General features: G+C 68.3%; 20 protein-coding genes and 1 tRNA gene. 14 read left to right on the top strand and 7 right to left on the bottom strand.

Annotated features, from left to right (window positions below; all coding sequences use genetic code 11):
* Positions 1-25: 25 nt before the first annotated feature.
* The 3 genes from recQ to hisG are packed head-to-tail and all read right to left on the bottom strand — an operon-like array spanning position 26 to position 3,740.
* Complete coding sequence (gene recQ / locus PE061_RS05300; RefSeq protein ID WP_271258113.1) at positions 26-1,798, bottom strand: DNA helicase RecQ; 1,773 nt, start codon at positions 1,796-1,798, stop codon at positions 26-28.
* A 9-nt stretch (positions 1,799-1,807) separates the two neighbouring features.
* The gene (hisD, locus tag PE061_RS05295; protein ID WP_271258112.1) at positions 1,808-3,094 is read right to left on the bottom strand and encodes a histidinol dehydrogenase; all 1,287 of its coding nucleotides are present in this window, start codon (positions 3,092-3,094) and stop codon (positions 1,808-1,810) included.
* Positions 3,084-3,740, bottom strand: a complete 657-nt coding sequence (gene hisG / locus PE061_RS05290) for an ATP phosphoribosyltransferase (protein ID WP_271258111.1) — start codon at positions 3,738-3,740, stop codon at positions 3,084-3,086. Before hisG ends, hisD begins: the two co-directional genes overlap by 11 nt.
* A gap of 87 nt (positions 3,741-3,827) precedes the next feature.
* On the opposite strand from hisG, the gene PE061_RS05285 reads away from it, so the two are divergent.
* From PE061_RS05285 to PE061_RS05260, 6 genes are all read left to right on the top strand, one after another.
* Complete coding sequence (locus PE061_RS05285) at positions 3,828-4,130, top strand: hypothetical protein (protein WP_271258110.1); 303 nt, start codon at positions 3,828-3,830, stop codon at positions 4,128-4,130.
* A 92-nt stretch (positions 4,131-4,222) separates the two neighbouring features.
* Positions 4,223-4,441, top strand: a complete 219-nt coding sequence (infA, locus tag PE061_RS05280; protein ID WP_184071869.1) for a translation initiation factor IF-1 — start codon at positions 4,223-4,225, stop codon at positions 4,439-4,441.
* Between the two features lie 12 nt (positions 4,442-4,453).
* Positions 4,454-5,032, top strand: a complete 579-nt coding sequence (locus PE061_RS05275) for a Maf family protein (RefSeq protein ID WP_271258109.1) — start codon at positions 4,454-4,456, stop codon at positions 5,030-5,032.
* Positions 5,025-6,008: a ribonuclease gene (locus tag PE061_RS05270; RefSeq protein WP_271258108.1), complete on the top strand. Its 984-nt coding sequence runs from the start codon at positions 5,025-5,027 to the stop codon at positions 6,006-6,008. Before PE061_RS05275 ends, PE061_RS05270 begins: the two co-directional genes overlap by 8 nt.
* Positions 5,986-6,168 carry a DNA gyrase inhibitor YacG gene (locus PE061_RS05265; protein ID WP_271258107.1) on the top strand — a complete coding sequence of 61 codons (183 nt, stop codon included), beginning with the start codon at positions 5,986-5,988 and terminating at the stop codon, positions 6,166-6,168. The genes PE061_RS05270 and PE061_RS05265 overlap by 23 nt, the downstream gene beginning before the upstream one ends.
* Before the next feature lie 70 nt (positions 6,169-6,238).
* A tRNA-Phe gene (locus tag PE061_RS05260) sits at positions 6,239-6,314 on the top strand.
* Between the two features lie 242 nt (positions 6,315-6,556).
* Here PE061_RS05260 and PE061_RS05255 read toward each other — a convergent pair.
* On the bottom strand, positions 6,557-7,723 hold the full coding sequence (locus PE061_RS05255; protein ID WP_271258106.1) for a diaminopropionate ammonia-lyase: 1,167 nt from the start codon (positions 7,721-7,723) through the stop codon (positions 6,557-6,559).
* Positions 7,720-8,100, bottom strand: a complete 381-nt coding sequence (locus tag PE061_RS05250; protein ID WP_271258105.1) for an amidase family protein — start codon at positions 8,098-8,100, stop codon at positions 7,720-7,722. The genes PE061_RS05255 and PE061_RS05250 overlap by 4 nt, the downstream gene beginning before the upstream one ends.
* A gap of 149 nt (positions 8,101-8,249) precedes the next feature.
* Here PE061_RS05250 and PE061_RS05245 point away from each other — a divergent pair, with 149 nt between their 5' ends.
* The 3 genes from PE061_RS05245 (at position 8,250) to PE061_RS05235 (ending at position 11,318) form a co-directional block, all read left to right on the top strand.
* The gene (locus PE061_RS05245; RefSeq protein WP_271258104.1) at positions 8,250-8,408 is read left to right on the top strand and encodes a hypothetical protein; all 159 of its coding nucleotides are present in this window, start codon (positions 8,250-8,252) and stop codon (positions 8,406-8,408) included.
* Between the two features lie 190 nt (positions 8,409-8,598).
* Complete coding sequence (locus PE061_RS05240; RefSeq protein WP_271258103.1) at positions 8,599-9,891, top strand: metal-dependent hydrolase family protein; 1,293 nt, start codon at positions 8,599-8,601, stop codon at positions 9,889-9,891.
* The gene (locus PE061_RS05235) at positions 9,888-11,318 is read left to right on the top strand and encodes an APC family permease (protein ID WP_336297026.1); all 1,431 of its coding nucleotides are present in this window, start codon (positions 9,888-9,890) and stop codon (positions 11,316-11,318) included. Before PE061_RS05240 ends, PE061_RS05235 begins: the two co-directional genes overlap by 4 nt.
* Here the strand turns inward: PE061_RS05235 and PE061_RS05230 are convergent.
* Together PE061_RS05230 and PE061_RS05225 are read right to left on the bottom strand one after the other, a co-directional pair.
* Positions 11,245-12,612 (bottom strand): peptide MFS transporter, encoded by a 1,368-nt coding sequence (locus PE061_RS05230; RefSeq protein ID WP_271258102.1) that lies wholly within the window; start codon positions 12,610-12,612, stop codon positions 11,245-11,247. The two genes, PE061_RS05235 and PE061_RS05230, sit on opposite strands and share 74 nt — an antisense overlap.
* Positions 12,609-13,484: an AraC family transcriptional regulator gene (locus PE061_RS05225; protein WP_271258101.1), complete on the bottom strand. Its 876-nt coding sequence runs from the start codon at positions 13,482-13,484 to the stop codon at positions 12,609-12,611. The genes PE061_RS05230 and PE061_RS05225 overlap by 4 nt, the downstream gene beginning before the upstream one ends.
* A 595-nt stretch (positions 13,485-14,079) precedes the next feature.
* Here PE061_RS05225 and PE061_RS05220 point away from each other — a divergent pair.
* The 5 genes from PE061_RS05220 to PE061_RS05200 all read left to right on the top strand — a co-directional run bounded on the left by PE061_RS05220 (position 14,080) and on the right by PE061_RS05200 (position 20,549).
* Entirely contained in the window at positions 14,080-15,636 is a 1,557-nt protein-coding gene (locus PE061_RS05220; protein WP_271258100.1) for a gamma-glutamyltransferase, read from the top strand.
* A 79-nt stretch (positions 15,637-15,715) separates the two neighbouring features.
* Positions 15,716-17,908, top strand: coding sequence for a TonB-dependent receptor (locus PE061_RS05215; protein WP_271258099.1), 2,193 nt, complete (start codon positions 15,716-15,718; stop codon positions 17,906-17,908).
* A gap of 51 nt (positions 17,909-17,959) precedes the next feature.
* Positions 17,960-19,183, top strand: coding sequence for an aminotransferase class V-fold PLP-dependent enzyme (locus PE061_RS05210; protein WP_271258098.1), 1,224 nt, complete (start codon positions 17,960-17,962; stop codon positions 19,181-19,183).
* Positions 19,180-19,572: a nuclear transport factor 2 family protein gene (locus PE061_RS05205; RefSeq protein WP_271258097.1), complete on the top strand. Its 393-nt coding sequence runs from the start codon at positions 19,180-19,182 to the stop codon at positions 19,570-19,572. The genes PE061_RS05210 and PE061_RS05205 overlap by 4 nt, the downstream gene beginning before the upstream one ends.
* On the top strand, positions 19,569-20,549 hold the full coding sequence (locus tag PE061_RS05200; protein WP_271258096.1) for an alpha/beta hydrolase: 981 nt from the start codon (positions 19,569-19,571) through the stop codon (positions 20,547-20,549). Before PE061_RS05205 ends, PE061_RS05200 begins: the two co-directional genes overlap by 4 nt.

Genomic DNA, 20,549 nt, shown 5'->3' with positions numbered 1-20,549 from the left:
TCGTCATGGAGAATGTCGATCGGCCCTAGCTTTCGAAGGCGCGGATCGTCTCGATGAACCGGTCGCCGTAGGCGTCGAGCTTGCGCGCGCCGACGCCGGAAATCTCCGAAAGCCCGGCGCGCGACACGGGCCGCGCCGCCGCCATCTCGCGGAGCGTGCTGTCGTGGAAGATCACGTAGGGCGGCACGCCCGCCTCCTCGGCCAGCGCCCGGCGGCAGGCGCGCAGCGCCTCGAACAGCGGATCACCGACCGGGTTCGCCGCCTGCGCCTTCTTGCCCCGGCCCGCGCGTTCGCGGCGCGGCGGCAGCACCAGCGTCACGCTCTCCTCGCCGCGCAGGATCGCGCGCGCGCCGGGGCCGAGCGCGAGGCCGCCGTGCTCGGTGGGCGTCACCGCCTCGTGCACGAGCAGCGCGCGCGACACGGGCTTCAGCAGCGGCGCGTCTTCTGCGGAGACGATGCCGAACACGGTCAGGCTGTCGTGCCCGCGCGCGCGGACCTTGTCGCTCGCCTTGCCGGTCAGCACGTCCTCCAGATGGCCGATGCCGTAGCTCTGCCCGGTGCGGTAGACGGCGGAGAGGAACTTGCGCGCGGTTTCGGTGGCGTCGATGCTCGCGGGCGGATTGAGGCAGTTGTCGCAGTTGCCGCACGTCTGCGGCGGGCTCTCGCCGAAGTGCCTGAGCAGCACGGCGCGGCGGCAGCCGCCCGTCTCCACGAGCGCGCCCAGCGCCGCGATGCGCGCGCGCTCGCCCGCCTGCCGCGCCTCCTCCACCTCGGCGATACGCAGCCGGGCACGCGCGAAATCCTCCGCGCCCCAGAACAGGTGCGCCTCGGCGGGCTCGCCGTCGCGGCCCGCGCGGCCGCTTTCCTGGTAATAGCCCTCGATGGATTTCGGCAGGCCCGCGTGCGCCACAAAGCGCACGTCCGGCTTGTCGATGCCCATGCCGAAGGCGACTGTCGCCACCATCACCATGTCCTCGCTGGCGATGAACGCGGACTGGTTCCGGGCGCGGACCTCGGGCGCGAGCCCCGCGTGATAGGGGAGCACGCGCCGCCCGCCGCGCGCCAGCGTCTCGGCGAGGCTCTCGGTCGCGGCGCGCGTCTGCGCGTAGACGATGCCGGAGCCGGGGTTCGCGGCGAGAAGGTCGCTTAGCTGCCGCGTCAGGCCGTTTCGCGGATGCACGGCGTAGCGGATGTTCGGCCGGTCGAACCCGGCGATGATCATGCCCTCTTCGGGGATGCCGAGCGCGGCGAGCACGTCGCTGCGCGTGTGCGCGTCGGCGGTGGCGGTCAGCGCGAGGCGCGGCACCCAGCCGAACTCGTCGAGCAGCGGCCGCAGCAGGCGGTAGTCCGGCCGGAAGTCGTGGCCCCATTCGGAGACGCAGTGCGCCTCGTCGATCGCGAACATCGAGATCTGCGCGTCGGCGAGAAGCTGGCGGAAGCCGTCGCCGCTCGCCCGCTCCGGCGCGACGTAGAGCAGGTCGAGTTCGCCCGCGCACAGCCGCCGCTGCGTCTCCCAGCGGTCGTTGTCGACAGAGGTCAGGCTCGCCGCGCGGATGCCCACGGCTTCGGCGGCGCGAAGCTGGTCGTGCATCAGCGCGATGAGCGGCGAGATGACGACGCAGCAGCCGTCCATCGCCACCGCCGGGAGCTGGTAGCACAGCGACTTGCCCGCGCCGGTCGGCATGATGGCGAGCGTGTGCTGCCCGGCGAGCACGCGCGCCACGACACGCTCCTGCACGCCCCGGAAGGCGGGAAAGCCGAAGACCTCGTGGAGAATGGCGGCGGGATCGCGCTGCATGGCCCTGCCTCAGCCGAGGCGGCGCGTCACCGAAAGCGCGTGCGCGGGCAGCCCTTCCGCTTCCGCGAGCCGCGCGGCGGCCGGGCCGACGGCGGCGAAGCCTTCGGCCGAGCAGTCGAGGAACGTCGTGCGCTTCATGAAGTCCGCGACCGAGAGGCCGGAGGAGAAGCGCGCGCGGCGGCCGGTGGGCAGCGTGTGGTTCGGCCCGCCGAGATAGTCGCCGATCGCCTCGGGCGTCCGGTAGCCCATGAACACCGATCCCGCGTGGCGCACGCGCGCGAACAGGCCTTGCGGGTCGGCGATGCTGAGCGCGAGGTGCTCGGGCGCCAGCGCGTCGATCAGCGGCGGCGCTTCGTCGAGGCTGCCGACCGTGATGATCGCGCCGAAGCGGTCCCAGCTTTCGCGGGCCACGTCCGCGCCGAGTTCGTCGAGCGTCGCGTCAACCGCCTTCGCCGTCCGCGCGGCGATGTCGGCGTCGTCGGTGATGAGGATCGCCTGCGCTACGCGGTCGTGTTCGGCCTGACTGAGAAGGTCGGCGGCGAGCCAGTCCGGGTTCGCGGCGCTGTCCGCCACCACGAGGATTTCCGAAGGCCCCGCCACCATGTCGATGCCGACGCGCCCGTAAAGCTGGCGCTTGGCTTCGGCGACGAAGGCGTTGCCCGGCCCGGTGATCTTGTCGACGGGCGCGATCGTGTCCGTGCCGAAGGTGAGCGCGGCGATCGCCTGCGCGCCGCCGACGCGGTAGATTTCGTCGACGCCCGCGAGGTGGGCTGCGTAGAGCACCAGCGGGTTGACCGCGCCGCCCGGCGTCGGCGTCGTCATCACGAGGCGGCGGACGCCCGCGACCTTGGCGGGGATGGCGTTCATCAGCACCGTCGAGGGGTAGCTCGCAAGGCCGCCCGGCACGTAGATGCCCACGTCGTCGATCGCCGACCAGCGCCACCCGGCGCGCACGCCCGCGGCGTCCACGGCGTCGTGGTCGGCGGGAAGCTGCCCGGCGTGGAACGCGCGGATGCGCGCCGCCGCAAGCTCCAGCGCCGCGCGCAGGTCGGGCGCGATCTCGTCCTTGGCGGCGGCGATTTCTTCGGCGGTGAAGCGCAGCGTCGCCGCCGTCACGTCCATCCGGTCGAAGCGCCGCGTCAGCTCGATAAGCGCCGCGTCGCCGCGCGCGCGGACGTCGGCGATGATCCCGCTGACCGCCGCCGAAACGTCGGTCGCCGTCTCGCGCCCGGCGTCGACGAAGTCCGCGAAACGGCGCGCGAAATCCGCGTCGGAGGTGGAAAGTTCAAGCGGCACCGGCGGCCTCCCGGAAGCGCTCGATCCACGGTGCGATCGCTGCCGCCTTGGTCTTGAAGGCCGCCCGGTTGACGATCAATCTGCTCGTCACCTCGGCTATTTTCTCTACTTCGACGAGCCCGTTCTCCTTGAGCGTGCGCCCGCTCGACACGAGGTCGACGATGCGCTGCGTGAGGCCGAGCCGCGGCGCCAGCTCCATCGCGCCGTTCAGCTTCACGCACTCCGCCTGCACGCCGCGCGCCGCGAAGTGCTGGCTGGTGAGGTTCGGGTACTTGGTGGCGACGCGCACGTGGCTCCAACTGCGCGGATCGTCGCCCGCCGCCATCTCGGCCGGTTCCGCCACCGAAAGCCGGCAGTGCCCGATGCCGAGGTCGACGGGCGCGTAGATCTCGGAGTAGGCGAACTCCATCAGCACGTCGTTGCCCGCGATGCCGAGGTCCGCCGCGCCGTGCGCCACGAAGGTCGCGACGTCGAACGCGCGCACGCGGATGATCGAGAGGCCGGGCACATTGGTGGCGAACTGCAGCGCGCGGCTGCTCTCGTCCGCGAACGACGCCTCGGGCTCGATTCCGGCGCGCGCCAGCAGCGGCAACGCTTCCTCAAGGATGCGTCCCTTAGGGATTGCAAAGACCAGTTCCGTTTTCATCGCGACTGCCTGTAAAGAAGGCGGTGCCGCGCCGCAACGGAGTCGGCGATCCGTGCGTGCGGACAAAAGAACATGCGGGGGGTGTGTATGGTCGACTGGTGGCGTTCGGGTCCGCAGATGGTCCGGCTGTGGCGCATGTCCGTGGAAACCTGGTCCGCCTCGATGGTCGTCATCGCGGAGCGCAGCGCCATGATCGGCAACGCGGCGATCTTCCCGGCGGCGCTCGACATGCAGGAATTCGGTCGCATGGTCCCCGAAAAGCTGGATGCCTTCACGCGCGGCATGATGGGCGCGGCGCGCGCCCGCGACCCCATCGAGGCGGCGGAAAACGCGCTCGCGCCCGTCCACAGCCGCGTCACCGCGAACGCGCGGCGCCTGCGCCGCCGCTGAACCCGCTGCCAACAGCAACCTTGCGTTTCCGTGCCTTTTCCGCCAAGGGCAGGCAGCATTTGCGGGCACGCTTGCCCGCGCAAGGAGACTGAATGGCGAAGGAAGAACTTCTGGAAATGCGGGGGACGGTCACCGAACTGCTCCCCAACGCGATGTTCCGTGTGAAGCTGGAAAACGATCACGAGATTCTGGGCCACACCGCCGGCAAGATGCGCAAGAACCGCATCCGCGTGCTCGTCGGCGACGAGGTGCTCGTCGAGCTGACGCCCTACGACCTCACCAAGGGCCGTATCACCTACCGCTTCAAGTAACGGAACCGTCCTGTGCCGGCGCTGGTCCTTGCCTCATCGAGCCCGCGCCGCCGCGCCCTTCTCGAACAGATCGGCCTCGTTCCGGCGCGCACGCTTTCGCCCGACATCGACGAAACGCCCCGGCGTGGAGAGCTGCCCCGGGACTATGCCGTGCGCCTTGCCGCCGAGAAGGCGGCAGCCGTGCCGCGCGGTCCGGGCGAGGCGGTGATCGCGGGGGACACGACGGTCGCTGCGGGCCGCCGCATCCTGCCGCCCGCCGATACCGACGATGTCGTCCGGCAATGCCTCGCATTGCTGTCGGGGCGGCGGCACCGCGTCTACAGCGCCGTCGCCGTCATCGACGCGGACGGGCGGCTGCGCGGGCGCGTCGCCGAGAGCATCGTCGCCTTCAAGCGGCTCTCGGCCGCCGAGATCGACGCCTACGTCCGGTCGGGCGAGGGGCGCGGCAAGGCGGGCGGCTATGCCATACAGGGTCGCGCCGCCGCCTTCGTGCGCTTCCTTTCCGGCAGCTATTCGGGCGTCGTCGGCCTGCCGCTCTACGAGGCGGCGGCGCTCCTTGCCGCGTCCGGCATCGTTCCCTCCGATGGCTGAATGGCTGATCGAGCGCGGCATCGGCGAAACCCGTGCTGCGCGGATCGAGGACGGCGGGATCGCCGAAATGCGGATCATCCGTGAAGGCTGCGGCCCGCGGGCGGGCGAGGTGTGGGACGCGCGGCTGACGGCGAAGCTCGGCGCGCGGCGCGGCATCGTTCTGCTGGGGGCGGATGAAGCCCTGCTTGAGCCCATGCCCGCCGGTCTCGCCGAAGGCGGTCTGGCGCGCGTCGTCGTGGTACGCGAACCGATTCCGGAGCGCGGACGTCCGAGGCTTGCGAAGGTGCGCGCGGAAGGCGTTCCCGGCGCATCGCCGGGCCTGATCGCGGCCGCCGCCATGTTCGATCCGCCGGGTGCGCGCGTCCTCGGCCACGGCGAAACGCTCGACGATTGGGGCTGGGACGAAGCGCTCGCCGAGGCCGAAAGCGGTCTTGTGCCCTTTCCCGGCGGCAGCCTCGCGATCGCGCCGACCCCGGCGATGACGGCCATCGACATCGACGGCGACCTCCCTGCAGTGGACCTCGCGATGGCAGGGGTCCGTTCTGCCGCCGCTGCGATCCGCCGCCTCGACATCGGCGGCTCCATCGGCATCGACCTGCCGACGCTGCACGACAAGGTGGCGCGGCAGGCGGCGGGCGGGCTTGTCGACGCGCTGCTCCCGCAGCCCTTCGAGCGCACGGCGGTGAACGGCTTCGGTTTCTTGCAGATCGTGCGTCCACGCCAGCGCGCCTCGATCGTCGAGCTTGTGCAGAACGCGCCCGTGGAGACCGCCGCGCTTGCGCTCCTCCGTGTCGCCGAACGCACGCCGGGCGCAGGGCCGCGCACGCTCACCGCCGCGCCGCGCGTCGCCGCGTGGCTGGGGAACCGGCCCGCGCTGCTTGCCGAGCTGGAACGCCGCATCGGTGCGCCGGTAGCGCTGGCCGAAGACGCCGCGCTCGGGTTACAAGCGGGTCATGTCCATGCCGCCCAGACCTGACTCGCGCCTCGGCCGCTGCCCTGTCTGCGGCAAGCCGGAAACGGCGGCGCTGAAGCCCTTCTGCTCGCAGCTCTGCCGCGACCGCGACCTCATCTCGTGGCTCGACGAACGCTACCGCGTCCCCGTCCATCCGGACGAGGAACCGCCCGCAGAGGATTGATGCGCGGGTGCTGGACAAGCTCCGCGCGGCCCATTAAGAGGCCCGCTTCATTCCGCTTTCGCCGGGATGTGCCCAGGTAGCTCAGTTGGTAGAGCATGCGACTGAAAATCGCAGTGTCGGTGGTTCGATTCCGCCCCTGGGCACCATTGCCCCTTCCGCAGACATCCGCAGGCGCCCTAAAGCGGCAAAACTCCGGGCTTTTGACGGTATACGGCAACCCCAAGACGTCGAACGCGTCGAGGTGGTCAAGAGGCGCAGGGCGCACTCTACGGCCGCAATGCCATAGGTGGCCATCAACTTCATTACGCGTGAGCCGGGCCAAGAGTTTGAAGGCCGGATCACGGCGGGCTGCGGCAACCACAATCGCCGAGAGGTCGGCTTCTTCACGTTAGGCCCCGTATACCAGCCGCCGGTACTCGCCTTCGTCCGTCACGCCTTCGGTCACGATGAGGAGCAGCGTCGCGTTGCTGTCCATGCCGGTTTGCATACGCCACTCGGCATTCTCAGCGACGGCGAGCGCGCCGGCAAGGCCGGCGGCGCCCGACGCGCCGGCACGGATGGCGCTGTCGCCTTCGGCCGGTATCGCGAGGCTGCGGACGGCGTCTGCGGCGAGGCCGTCCGCGACCGAGAGGAAGGCATCCGCGCGGTCCTTGAGGATCGCGAACGCGGGCAGCGAGGGCCGCAGGCATTCGAGCATCGCGTAGATGGTCGCGGCGCCGTGCGGAACCTCCGTCGCCGCGCCGGCACGCGCGCTTTCCAGCAGGCAATCTGCGCTGTCCGGTTCGACGATGATGATGCGCGGCGCGTCCGGCGTGCCGCCGAACCGGCTCGCCATCGCGGCGGCGAGGCCGCCGACGCCCGCCTGCACGAACAGGTGCGTCGGGCGCTCGTCGGGCGAGAGCCGCGCACGGATCTCCTCGGCGATCACCGTGTAGCCCTGCATCACGCGGACAGGCAGCGGGTCGTCCGCACATTCGGGCGTGTCCGCGGTGTCCGAGACGAGGATCGCGCCTGTCGCCGCGGCGTCGCGGCGTGCCTGTTCGACCGAATCGTCGTAGCTGCCGTCCACGCGCACGATGGCGGCGCCCTGCCTGCGGATGTGATCGGCGCGTTCCCCGGTGACGCCCGCGTGCAGATAGACCGAGCAGCGCGCGCCGACGAGCCGCGCGCCCGCAGCGACCGCGCGGCCGTGGTTGCCGTCGCTGGCGCAGACGAAGTGCAGGCCGGATGCAACCCCGCGGACCGCGTCGCCGATGAGGTCGGCGGGGGTGATGCTTCGGCCGAGCGCAGCCCCGGCGCGTTCGCGCGCGACGCTCAGCACGGCATAGACGCCGCCCAGCGCCTTGAAGCTGCCGAGTCCCATGCGCTTGCTTTCGTCCTTCACCAGCACCCGGCCAACACCGAGCTTCCGTGCAAGGCCCGGCAGGCGCACGAGCGGCGTCGGCGCATAGGCGGGGCAGGCGGCGAGCAGCGCCGCCGGTTCGGCATGGGCGTCTGCGGAAAGGCCGGGCTGCGGCTCAGCGGTCTTCAATGGATTCAGGAACAGTTCGGTCATGCGGAGGCTCCGGACAGCGTTGCGGAGACCGGCGGCCGCGTGTCCCGCCACGGCCGTGCGCTTTCCAGCGCGGCGGCAAGCGAGAGCAGGGTCTCCTCGCCGCCCGGTCGCCCGGCGATCTGCGTGCCGATCGGCAATCCGTCAAGCATATGCAACGGCGCGCTCGTCGCGGGCTGGCCGGTGAGGTTGTATTGCACCGTGAACGGCGCGTCGCGCGAGACCGCGAAGAAGGCGGGAAGGTCGTGTACGATCCGGTCGTGCGACAGCGCCCCGTCGCGGTCTCGATGCGGCGCACGGCGTGCAGGATGCTCGGCGACCAGATCGTCACCAGCATCCCGATCGCCTCTACCGTGTGCTCCAGCGCTTCGCAAAGCCACGCTGTATCCTCGGCCGCTTCCACCACGGTGGCATCGACGGCATCCGCGGATGGAGCTGTCGTCACGAGCGCAAGGCGCAGGCGTGCAGGCCTATGCCGGGCATCTGATGCACGTCATCGGAACCTCCGCGCGCCGCGCTCGAAGCCGCAATGGCGCCGTTCGCCGCGCTTCGCGATCGGCTTCGCGGCAGGGGGATCGTACTACCGCTCGCCACCGGCGGCGGTACCGGCAGCCTCGCCATCGACACCGGGATGGGCCTGCTCACCGAACTCCAGCCCGGCTCCTATCCGTTCATGGACAGCCAGTAAGCAGACATATGGGCCTCGGCCGGCGAATCCGTACCGTATCGTTCGCCGGGCTTCGCTTGTCCCGGCGCAAGCCGGCGCGTCGGCCGTGACGCCGTCTTGCAGGGATGTCATGAATGGGTGCCGTTCGGTCATGTGTCGGCGGCCCCCTGCGCTCTAGAGAGTGGCGAGTCCATGCAAGCGAGGGGGCGGAATGTCGGGGGTGCGGGCGGCTTCGGTCCTGTTGGCTGCATTGGCGGTTCTGGCGGCGGAGCCTTCGTCGGCGGCCACCTATGTCCAGGCCGATCGCCTGATCGACGGCAGTTCCGATGTGCCGCTGGGGCCGCATACCGTCGTCGTCGATGCGGGGCGCATCTCGAAGGTTCTGCCCGGCCGCGTGGCGCCGGGGCCCGGCGATACGCTGATCGACCTGCCGGGGCACACCCTGATGCCCGGCCTGATGGACATGCACACCCATCTCTCGGCGGAGCCGGGATTTGCGACCTTCACCGACCCGCTGCTGCTGAGCCCGGCCGATTTCGCCTACAAGGTGCAGGTGAACGGGCTGAAGACGCTGAAGGCCGGCTTCACGCTGGTGCGCGACCTCGGAGACGTGCAGCAGGTCACCATAGCGCTCCGCAAGGCGGTGGAACGGGGCGACGTGGCGGGGCCGCATGTGCTGACCTCGAGCGGGATGCTGGCCTCGACCGGCGGGCACGGCGACGGCAGCAACGGCCTGTCGCCCGCGTTGGGGCTGAAGCCGCCGACCGCGAACGAAGGTGTCGTGGACAGCCCGGAGGAGGCCCGCAAGGCCGTCCGCCAACGCTACAAGGAAGGCGCGGACCTCATCAAGATCACTGCGACCGGCGGCGTGATGAGCCTGGCGGCAAACGGACAGAACGCCCAGTTCATGAACGACGAGCTGGCCGCGATCGTCGCCGCGGCGAAGGACTACGGGATGCACGTCGCGGCCCATGCGCATGGGCTGGAGGGGCTGCGCCGCGCCGTTGCCGCAGGGGTCTCCACCATCGAGCATGGCACCTATCTCGATGACGAAACCATGCGGCAGATGAAGGCGAAACATATCTATCTGGTGCCGACGCTCATGGCCGGCGACTGGCTCGTCGCGCAATCGGGCGTGCCCGGCGCGTTGCCGGAGGCGATCCGGGGCAAGGCGGCCGTCATCGGGCCGTTGATGGCGGCGACCTTCAGCCGTGCCTTGCGGATGGGCGTGCCGATCCTGTTCGGCACCGACAGCGGCGTCTCCGCTCATGGCGACAATGCGCGCGAGTTCGCGTTGATGGTGGCGGCCGGGATGCCGCCGATGCAGGCGCTGAAGGCGGCGACGTCCGAACCGGCGAGGTTCCTCGGGCTTGCCGACCGGCGCGGCCGGATCGCCGAGGGGTTGGAAGCGGACCTCGTCGCCGTGCCCGGAGATCCGATCGCCGACATCTCGGTGATGCAGAAGGTGGATTTCGTCATGATCGGCGGAAGGCAGGTCAACTGAGCAGGGACGTCCAGCGGCTCAGCGGACGGATCGGCCGCTTCCAGCTGTTCGCGCTCGGTTTCGGTTCCATCATCGGATCGGCCTGGGTGGTGATCCTGAACGGCTGGCTGGCCGAGGCCGGGCCGGCGGGCGCCGTGTTGGGCTTCCTTGCCGGTATGCTCGCCGTGCTGGCGATCGGCGCCTGCTATGCCGAATTGATGGCGCGGATTCCCCGCACCGGCGGGGATTTCACCTTCGCGCTGGAAGCCTTCGGGCCGAGGCCCGCGTTCTTCGTCGGCTGGTTTACCGCGCTCGGCTGGATATCCATCACCGTGTTCGAGGGACTCGCGGTCGCCTGGGTGCTGGAACTGCTGCTGCCGGATCTCGGCGATGTGAAGCTCTACGTGCTGTTCGACACGCCCGTCACGCGCAACCAGTTGTTGATCGGCACGGCGGGGGCGTTGCTGATGACGGCGATCAACGTCCGCGGCGGGCAGGCTTCGGCGCGTTTCCAGGGGGTGCTCACCTACGGTTTTCTGGCATTCGCGCTGGCGCTGCTGCTGGCGATGGCGGCGATGGGCGATCCGCAGCGGTTGTGGCCGCCGTTTCCGTCCCTGCCGGGCGGGCAGCCCTGGTGGCATGGGTCTCTCGCGATCTTCGCAGCGTGCGCCTTCCTGCTCAACGGCTTCCAGACCATCGCGCAGGCCGTGGAGGAGCGCGGCGACGGCGTGACGCTGAAGACCTCCGCGCGGGTGATGCTCGTCTCGATCGCCGCGGCCGGTTTCTTTTACTGTCTCGCCGTGACGGCGGCGTCGATGATGAAGCCGTGGCAGGAACTGGCGGGGGCCGACCTCGCGATGGCCGAAGCCGTGCGGGCGATTCCCTATGGGGAACAATTGGCGCGGCTGCTGCTCGTGGTGCTGCTCGCTTCGCTGTTGAAGACGTGGAACGGCGTCTATTTCGCGGGCACGCGCATTCTCTACGGGCTGGCCGGACGCGGGTTCCTGCCGCGGGGGCTGACGGTCCTTCATCCCGACTATGGTTCGCCCGCGCGGATCGTCCTGCTGATCGGGGCGATCAACATCGGGGGACTGCTGCTGGGGCGCGGTGCCGTGAGTCTTCTCGTCGACACCAGCGCCAGCAGTATCGTCTTCTGTTTCGTCGTCTGCTGCGCGGCGCTGCTGGTGCTGAGACGCCGGCGATCGGGAACGCCGGATTATCTGGTGCCCGGCGGCCGCGCGGTGATCCTGTTCGCGCTGCTGGCCGCGCTGGCGATGGCCGGGACCGCGCTGGTGAACCCGCTGCTGGCGAGAGGGGGCGTTCCCGTCGAGTACATGATCCTCGGCGGCTGGACGCTGATCGGCTGGGGTCTGCTCAGGCGGTGGAAAGCGAGCGGCGGCGTGCCAGGCCGACAAGCAGGAACAGCGCTGCCGCCACGACCGGAATGACCGCATGGAGGAGCCAGAAACGGCTGGCGCCGAACGGCTCCAGCCAGCCGCCGATCCACCCGGCGATTGCAGTCGCCGCGAACAGATGCAGATAATAGATGCCCATCATCGTCGAGTTGATGGTGGCCGGTGCGGTCCGGGCGAAAAGCGCCAGTGAAACCGGGAAGATGTGCGCGAAGGCGAGGCTGGCCAGAAGGTGATACAGGATGAGCGGCCCGAGCCCGACGCCGCCGCCGTCGGCCTCCGCCAGCGCCGATGCGCCCGCCAGCAGCATATAGGCGGCAGCCAGCAGGCCGCAGCCGACGATCATGCGGGTCACCTCGCCTGTCGCGAGGCCGCGGCGGGCGAGGCGGTTCCAGAACCACATCGCGGCGAGCAGGCTCAGGACGGACGTGACCATGTCGATGGAGATGAGCCAGGTGGTGGGCATGTGGAAGGTGCCGATCCACAGATCGGCCGACCGGTTGGCCCAGATCAGATAGGCGTTGAACACCTGCTGGGTCCCGACGACGGCCAGTGCCAGCGGCGGCAGGATCAGCAGCAGCGTCAGGGTGCGCGCCTTTTCGGGCGCCGTCAGCACCGCCTTCGATTGGCCGCCCGTGCGAACGGGCGGGTCCGGCGGCAGATGCGGCCGCCCGGCCAGATAGACGGCAAGCCCGATCAGCATACCGGCGCCCGCGGCCGCGAAGCCGTAGCGCCAGCCCAGCCGCTCCCCCAGCGTGCCCGCGACCAGCGGGGCGGCGATCACACCCGCATTGATCGCCAGGCTGTAGATATGGAAGGCGTTGGCGCGGCGGCCGTCGTCGGTCGGATAGAGGGCGCCGATCTGGGTCGCGAGATTGCCCTTGAAGCATCCCACGCCGAGGATCAGCAGCAGCAGCGCCGGCAGGAACAACGTCTCGCTCGTCATCAGCACGTGGCCGGCGAGCATGAGCAGGCTGCCGAAGATCACCGTGCGGGTCTTGCCGAGATACCTGTCTGCCAGCAGTCCGCCGAAAATCGGGCTCAGGAAGATGGCGCTGCCATAGATGCCGTAGATCGCCGAAGCGAGGGCGACCACCGACAACGGTCCGAGGACGGCTTCAAGACCGGCGCGGAATTGCGGGAAACCGAAGACATGCTCGATATGGCCCGGCTGCAGCAACGTGCCGACCAGATAGAGCACCAGCAGCGTTTGCATACCGTACTGGGCGAAGCGCTCCCACGCTTCGGTGATGACGATCGTGCGCAGGCTGCGCGGATGACCGAAAAAGACCTTGCCCGGATCGCCGGACGAACGGCCGGGCCGCGTCACGCCAGATGGGGCTGGAAATATTTCGGCGGCCGGCCGTGGAACTGCCGGAAGGCGCGGCTGAAACTGGTCTGGTCCGAATAGCCGGTGCGTTCGCCCACCTCGCAGATGGGCGTGCCGTTTTCCAGAAGCTCCCGGGCATAGGCCATGCGCCGGTCGACGCAATACCTGAGCACGGTGGTGCCGAAGCGCAGGCGGAAGCCGCTGGTGAGCTTGCGCCTGTTGATTCCCACCATGCGGCTGAGCGCGGAGAGGGTGGGCGGATTCGCGAAGCAGCGGTCGATGATGTCGCGCGCTTCGTCGAGCCGCGCAAGGTCCCGGCGCGACAGCGGCATATCGGCAAGCTGGCTCGGCCCTTCGTTCAGGAAGGCGATCACCAGACAGAGCAACTCGATCGTCTTTGCTTCCAGAAACAGCCGCCGGAACTGGCCCGTGAAGGTGCAGTTGCGCACGGCCAGCAAGGCTTCCGTCACGGCGGGCGTGAAGGGATGGTTGCCCTGCCCGCTCTGGAGCTGCCAATGCTGGAAGGCCTGCATGACCTGCCGGATATCGCCTTCATCCTCCTCCAGCAGGCGCGTGATCGTTTCCCGGCCGAAGAACGGGGTGATGGTGCGCCATGCCTCGGACGCCAGCAGACGGCTGCGCTGCGAATAGCCTTCGGGCGCCGCCGAAAGCTTGAATCCGGGCCGGTTGACCAGCAACGCCTCACCGGCGGGCATGTGCTCGAGGGAAAGGCCCTCCATCCGGAACTGGATGAAATTCAGATCCTCGAAGACGAAATCGTAATCGAAATCGCGATCGTAGGTGACGTCGGAAATGACGAGGCCGAAATCCCTTTCGAAGAAGAGGACTTCCTGCTGGCCCTGGATCGGCATGAATTCGGAATAGGCCAGCGAGAATTGTCGGGCCGCCGGGCCGGACGTCAGCGGGTCGTGCGCCGAACCGGGATCGTCGAACAGGGCTTCGACCAGCGCCGTGCGGCTGCGGCAGCTGAAATGCGCCGAATTTCCCGCCAGCGCGTGGAAGGCGTTGCCGGTATCCGGACAGTTGGACTCCCCGCGTGCTATTGCGCGCCCCCTTTCCTGCCTTCCGGCTGTTCAGGCAGCCGTCTTATCGTTGCAATATACACGCGAACACATTCGGCGCGAGTCCGTTTGCGCGGTTCCCCTGCTGCTTCGCATGTCATCCAACACAATGAAATATATCGTATTTTTTGGCAGATTCGGCGGCGGTGCTGCATTGTCAAAAACTAGTCACGATGTGTCATTCCTCTCGCGCCTCCTCCCGATACCCTTTCGATCACGGTTCCCCCGTTCAGTGGTGGGCGCTAAATGAGAAAGGGCTGGCTTGGTGGAAATCGGCCGACGAGGTCTGCTTGCATCCGTAACCGCAATGGGGCTGGCGGGCTCTGCTGCCGCCGCGCCGTCGTCTTCTGCCGGTTCGGTATGCGCTAGCCGGGAGTCTGCGCCGATGCATGACGGGTTCGGCCTGAAAACACCTGCCCGTGGGCGGCGCGGCCTCGCCATCACCGGCCATCCCCTGGCGACGCAGGTGGCGGTGGATGTGCTGCGCGCGGGCGGAAACGCCTGTGATGCGTTGCTGTCGGCCGCCATTTCGCAAACGGTGATCGAGCCGCACCTGACCACGCTGACGGGTTGCCTGTCCCTAATGTACCACGACGCGGCGACGGGGAAGACGCGCTACCTGAACGGCAACGTCAACGCGCCGCGCGACCTGCCTGAAAGCTTCAGCGAAGCCGACACCACGACCGGGAAAATGGTGACGGTGCCCGGCTACTGGGCGGCGGTGGAGGCGGCAGCGAAGACCTTCGGCACGCTCTCGACGGCCGAGCTAGTGAAGCCGGCGATCGCATTCGCGCGCGGCGGCATCGCCTGCCACCCTTCGCTCTGGTCGGAGATCTATACGCGCCAGGTCATGCTGGCGCGCACCGAGCAGGGGCGGTCGATGTTCATGCCCCGGCGCGCCATGCTGAATCCCGGCGAGACGCTGTACCAGCCGATGGCCGCGGACACGTTGCAGCGGCTGGGCGAGGAAGGAAGCGGCTGGTTCTATCGGGGCGGCTTCGCGCGCGATTTCACGGAGATCGTCAGGGCGGCGGGCGGAACCGTTACGCGCGACGACATGGCGGCCTACGAAGTGCGCTGGGACGAGCCGGTGCGCGGCCGCTACCGGGACCTCGAGATCGTCGGGGCCGCTCCGCCGGACATGGGCGGGCTGCACCTGATCGAACTGCTCAACATGGTCGAGCTGATGGACATCCGCGCCAACGGACCCGCGAGCGAGTCTCCGGAGACGCTGACCCGGATGATGCTGGCGGCGCGCGACGTCCTGATCCGGGGCTGGAGCTTCGGCGATCCGCGTTACACCGAGCTCGATGTAGAGCGTATCATCTCCAAGGCGTATGCCGCCGAGCGTTACCGCCGGATCATGGCCGGCGACACCGTGGCGGGGCTGATGCCCGGTCGCCCGGGCAGTTGCCACCTGACTGTCGTGGACGCGAACGGCAATGTGGCGACATCGCTGCATTCCACCCTGTCCTTGCCGTGGGTGAACGGGCTGTTCACCCACGGCATTTCGATCTGCGGGCCGGGCAACCACTTCCTGAACACCATGCCGAAGCCGGGCGGGCGGATTTCGGTGCTGATCTGTCCCAACATGCTGTTCCGGAACGGGAAGCCCTTTATCGCTTCCGGTTCGCCCAGCCTGAGCCTGATCTGCAACATCGCCCAGAACATCACCAACATCGTCGATTTCGGCATGAGCATCGAGGAAAGCGTCAGGCGCCCGAGTTTCGGGGGCGTCGTGGACGGCGCCCGGTCGATGAGCGTGGAGGTCGATCTCGGCGAAAGGCTGATCGGGGCCGTCGAAAAGGCCGGCGTTCCGGTCGAGAGGGTCAATCCCTGGAGTTCGCGCCACGGCGCCTTCGAGGGAATTCATTTCACGCCGGACGGCGAGGCGCACGCCTGCGGCGATCCCCGGCGCACGTCTGCGGCGCTCGCAGTCTGAGGTTCAGGACCGCAATCAATCTCAACACAAAAAGGGGGTTAAAATGGTCAGATTCAAAACGACACGGTACGGGATACTCTTGGCTGAATCGGCATTCGTTACATTTGTCTCCGCGCTCGCCGGGCCGGCGCTTGCCGCTGATACGGACGATCGTTTCGCGTTGGAGGAAATCATCGTCTCCGCGCGCAAGCGGGAGGAGTCGTTGCAGAACGTACCGATTTCGGTGACGGCGTTCGATGCCTCTTCGATCGACCTGCACAACTTCACCAACGTGCAGGATATCGCCTACAGCGTGCCGAACATGAATTTCAGCCGCCTGACGACGCTGAGCACGCAGGTCTCCATCCGGGGGGTCAATTCCGCGGACAGCGCGCCGAGCTTCGAAACGGGTATCGCCGCGGTTCTCGACGACGTCTATATCGGCCGTGCGGCGGGCTTCACCACCAATCTGATCGACATCGAGCGCATCGAGATCCTGCGCGGTCCGCAGGGCACGCTGCAGGGCCGCAACGTCACGGGCGGCGCGATCAGCATCGTCACCGAGCGTCCCTCCGACGACTTCTATGTGAAGGGGCGGCTTTCCTATGGGAACTACGACAACCTGATCGCCATGGGCGTTCTGAGCGGCCCGATCGTGCCGGGCAAGCTGGCCGCGAAGCTGGGTGTCAGCCGGGTGTCGCGCGACGGCTTCGGGCACAACGTCACGCTCGACAAGCCGCTCGACAGCGAGAACGCGTGGTCGGTGCGCGGGCAGGTGGCGTTCACGCCGACCGAGGACCTGACCATCCTGCTGACGGGCGATTACGACCACTACAAGAACCATGATTCCCACGGCTATTACGGCCCGCCGGACATCATTCACCTCGAAGGCGATATCCTCACCCGCAAAGCGTATGGCGATGTGTGGAACAACGGCTATCGCAAGGTCGGCGGCGGCGCCGTCAACATCTATTACACGCTCCCCAACGAGATGACCTTCGCCTCCATCACCAGCCTGCGCGGCTATAACGTGCACGCGGTGCAGGAAGCCGATCCGCTCACGAACTTCGGACCCGCAGGGGCGGATACATGGCTGGCGACGGCCATGAACAACCAGAAGCAGAACCAGTTCTCGCAGGAGTTCCGTCTTGCCTCGCCGTCGCACGAGGACCTGACCTGGGTGGCGGGCCTCTATTACTATCGCGACACGCTGAAGAATTATCAGAACTACCTTTTCGGCTACAACACCGGCACGGTGATCGCCGGGTCCAGCATGATCGACGATTCGACGACCAAGACGGACAGCTATGCCGGCTTCGGTTCCATCACCAACAAGTTCACCGAGCGCTTTTCCGTGACCGCCGGGCTCCGGTATACCGTCAACAAGCGGTCGGTGCGGGTGTGGGAAGCGCTGGGACGGGACGGGGTCGATCCGGACCTCGGAGATTACGTGAATTTCCTGTCGCTGGATGATCCGGCGCCGAAGGATTTCCTCGATACGCTGGATCTGGGCACGACGCGCAACAGTGTCACCAACAAGGCGGTGACGGGCGACGTCAGCTTCCAGATGCAATGGACGGACGACGTCTCGACCTTCGCGAAATACGCCCGCGGCTTCAAGGGCGGCGGGTTCAACGGCAGCTTCAACGGCGGCTTCTCGGGCGGGGTCGTGAAGCCGGAATATATCGACTCCTTCGAACTCGGCCTGCGCAGTATGCTCGCGGAAAACCGGGTGCGCTTCAACCTCACCGGGTTCTACATGAAAGTGACGGATGCGCAGACCATGGTCTACGATTCCGCAAATTTCCGGTACGTGACGGCGAACGAGCCGGGCGTGCGCACCTACGGCTTCGAGCTGGACACGGCGGCAGCCGTTACCGAGGAGCTAACGCTCAACTTCTCGACCGGCTTCATGGATTCGAAGGTGATGGGCGGCGCGAACAAGGGGCTGAGACCGCCCTACAGCTCGCGCTGGAGCGTGAGCTCCAGCCTGTCCTACGACAAGCCCGTCACCGACACGCTGAACGTCTACCTGTTCGGCGAGGCCACCTGGCGCGACGGCTATGCGCTGCAGGCGGGTTCTCCGTTTTCCGCCTGGCAGGGAAGCTTCTGGTGGCTGGGCGGCCGGGTCGGCGTGAAGGACAGCGACGACAAGTGGAACCTCGGCTTCTATGTGCGGAATCTGACCAACGAGACGGTGGCGGCCTATGCCACCAACGTGCCGGGTTTCTTCACGGTGGCCTTCCTGCAGCCGCCGCGTACCTACGGCGTCGACCTGACGTTCAAGTTCTAGAAGGTGGGGATGCCCGGCAGTCGTGCGGCTGCCGGGCATCCGGCATATGAGATGACGAAAAGCCCCCGATTCCCACAGACGGGTCTGTCCGCCGACGCGGTGGCGGAAGCTCTGCGCGCCCATGCGGGGCTGGATTCCGCCTCCGTGGAGACCATCGGCTTTGCCCGGCGCTTCTTCGCCGGGGCCGACGTTGCGGCCGTCGCCGCCGATGCCGCGGGATTGTTCGCCCATGCCGGCCGGGTTTCATCCTATCCCGGTCTGCCGCAGCCGCCGGGTATGGGGCAGATTCAGCGCGAATTGCAGCAATGGGCGCTGGAGCTTCTGGACGCGCCCGAGGGAACTGCCGCGCGGCTGACATCGGGCGGCACGGAAAGCGTGATCCTCGCGCTGAGGGCCTGTCTGAAAACCGCGTTTCCGGGCAAGCCGTCTCCTGCCGGCACACCGCCGGAGATCGTTGCCGCGTGGTCCGCCCATCCCTGCATCGACAAGGCGGCCGAACTGCTCGGGGCAAGGCTGGTCCGCGTGCCGGTCGGGGTCGGCCACGTTGCCGACCCGGCTGCGATGGCGGCCGCCATCACGCCTGCGACGCGGATGCTCTACGTGTCGTTTCCGTCCTACGCCTATGGGCTGGCGGACGATGTCGCCGCCTTCGCGGATCTGGCGCTGGAGCACGGCCTCTGGCTGCATGTGGATGCCTGCATGTCGGGCTTTCTCGCGCCGTTCCAGCGGATGAACGGCGAGGCGATTCCGTTTTGCGGGCCCGGTATCCCGGGCGTCTCCTCGCTGTCGGCCGATTTCCACAAGCACGGCTATTCGGCAAAGGGCGCGTCCGCGCTGCTGCTCGCCGAGGAGGCCGCGCGCGCCATCGACTTCGTCTATTCCGACCACCCCCTGCCGACGATGGCGACGGAAACCCTGGCGGGAACGGCGCCGGGGGCGGCGCTCGCCTCGGCCTGGGCGGTGATGCGCTACCTCGGGGCGGAGGGCTACTGCAAACTGGCTGCGCGTCTAAGTGCCGCCCGGCAGGCCTTCGCGGCGGCGGTCCGCAGCGTTCCCGGTTTCTCCGTGCTCGGCGAGCCGCTGTTCAGCCTGATGGTCGTGACGTCGAGCCGGCACGACATGGCGGCCGTGCACCGGGGCATGGCCGCGCGCGGCTGGTTCACGCTGGCGGTGGCATCGCCGCCGGGCCTTCACCTCAACATCGGCGCGCTCGACGCTCCGCTGGCCGAGCGCTTTGCCGCCGATCTTTCCGAAGTTGTCCGAGACGCTGCATGACCGATCCCATCCGTAAAGTCGTGGAGGAGTATTACAGGGCGATGGTCTCTGGCGACGGTCCGGCCATCGGGCGGCTGTTCGATCCGGAGGCCCGTTTTCAGGGTTGGCGCGACGGTGCCGAGGTGCGGCGCGACCTGCCTGCCTTCATCGCCGTGGTGGAGACGCCGGACGCGCCCGGCGACCGCGAGGAATGGGCCGTCGCCTTCACGCACCGGACGGGGCCGATCGCCGTCGTGCGCGTCGTCGACCGGTTCCGGGGGCGCTACTACACCGACTATCTGACGCTTGCCGAAACGCAGGGCGGCTGGGTGATCGTGAACAAGTGCTTCTATGCCCATCCGCCGGAGACGGAGACGCTTGCCGAAGCCGTGGGAGCGTTGGGGCGATGATGAAAACTTTTGCTGCAGTCTCGCTGGCGCTGGTGCTGGCGGCGACGCCCGCGCCCGCGTCGGCGGCGGAAATGGTCCGGCCGGTGCCGAGCAGCCTCGGTGCCTCGGGCGTCATGTTCGACACCAGGGCGAAGGCGAACGGCGAAACCTATCGCATTCACGTCGCGCTGCCCCCCGGCATGGAGCCGGGCGCGCGCTATCCGGTCGTCTATCTCCTCGATGCCGACTGGCACTTCCCGCTCATGGCCGAGACGGCGCGGCTGCTGGTCGAGGCGGGCGCCATCGCGCCCGTGATCGTCGTCGGCATCGGATACCGCGTCACGCGGCCGATGGAGACCATCACGCTGCGCACGCGGGATTTCACGGTTGCCGGAGACAGGCCCCACGAAGAGCTGATCCGCAAGATCGTCGGTGAAGGGCCGGTGATCCGCACCGGCGGCGCGGAGGCTTTCCTCGCCTTCATCCAGCAGGAGCTGAAGCCCGCGATCGCCGCGCGCTTTCCGGCCGACAACGGCCGAACGGCCCTGTTCGGCCATTCGCTGGGCGGCACCTTCGGGCTCAACGTGCTGTTCCGCCACCCCGAGAGCTTCACCGCCTACGGGCTTTCAAGCCCGCCGGTGCTGTGGGGCGAAGAGGAGGCGCTGAAACTGGAGACGGACCGGGCGGCCCGGCATCGGGACCTGCCCGTAGAGCTGGTGCTATCCGTGGGCGGCGACGAGCGCACGCTTGCCCACGTGCTGGGCCTGCCGCCCGCAATGAAGGCCGAAGAGGAAAAGATGCTGGCGGCCTTCGGCAACCCGGACCCGGCGGCGCAGCTCATGGGGTTCGACAGCCGGCTGCGCGGGCGGGCGTATCCGGGGCTGCGCTATTCGGGCCTCACCATCTATTCCGGCCACGGTCACGGCAGCGTGCCGATCCCGGCCTTCGCGGCGGGGCTTCTCGCCTTCTTCAAGGCCGGCGCCGGGGACGGCCGCTAA

It is taken from the genome of Sphingosinicella microcystinivorans, assembly GCF_027941835.1.
In the GTDB taxonomy this organism is placed as follows: Bacteria; Pseudomonadota; Alphaproteobacteria; order Sphingomonadales; family Sphingomonadaceae; genus Sphingosinicella.
Note: the sequence above shows the minus strand (reverse complement) of the source record. Positions and strands in the feature narration are given on the sequence as shown.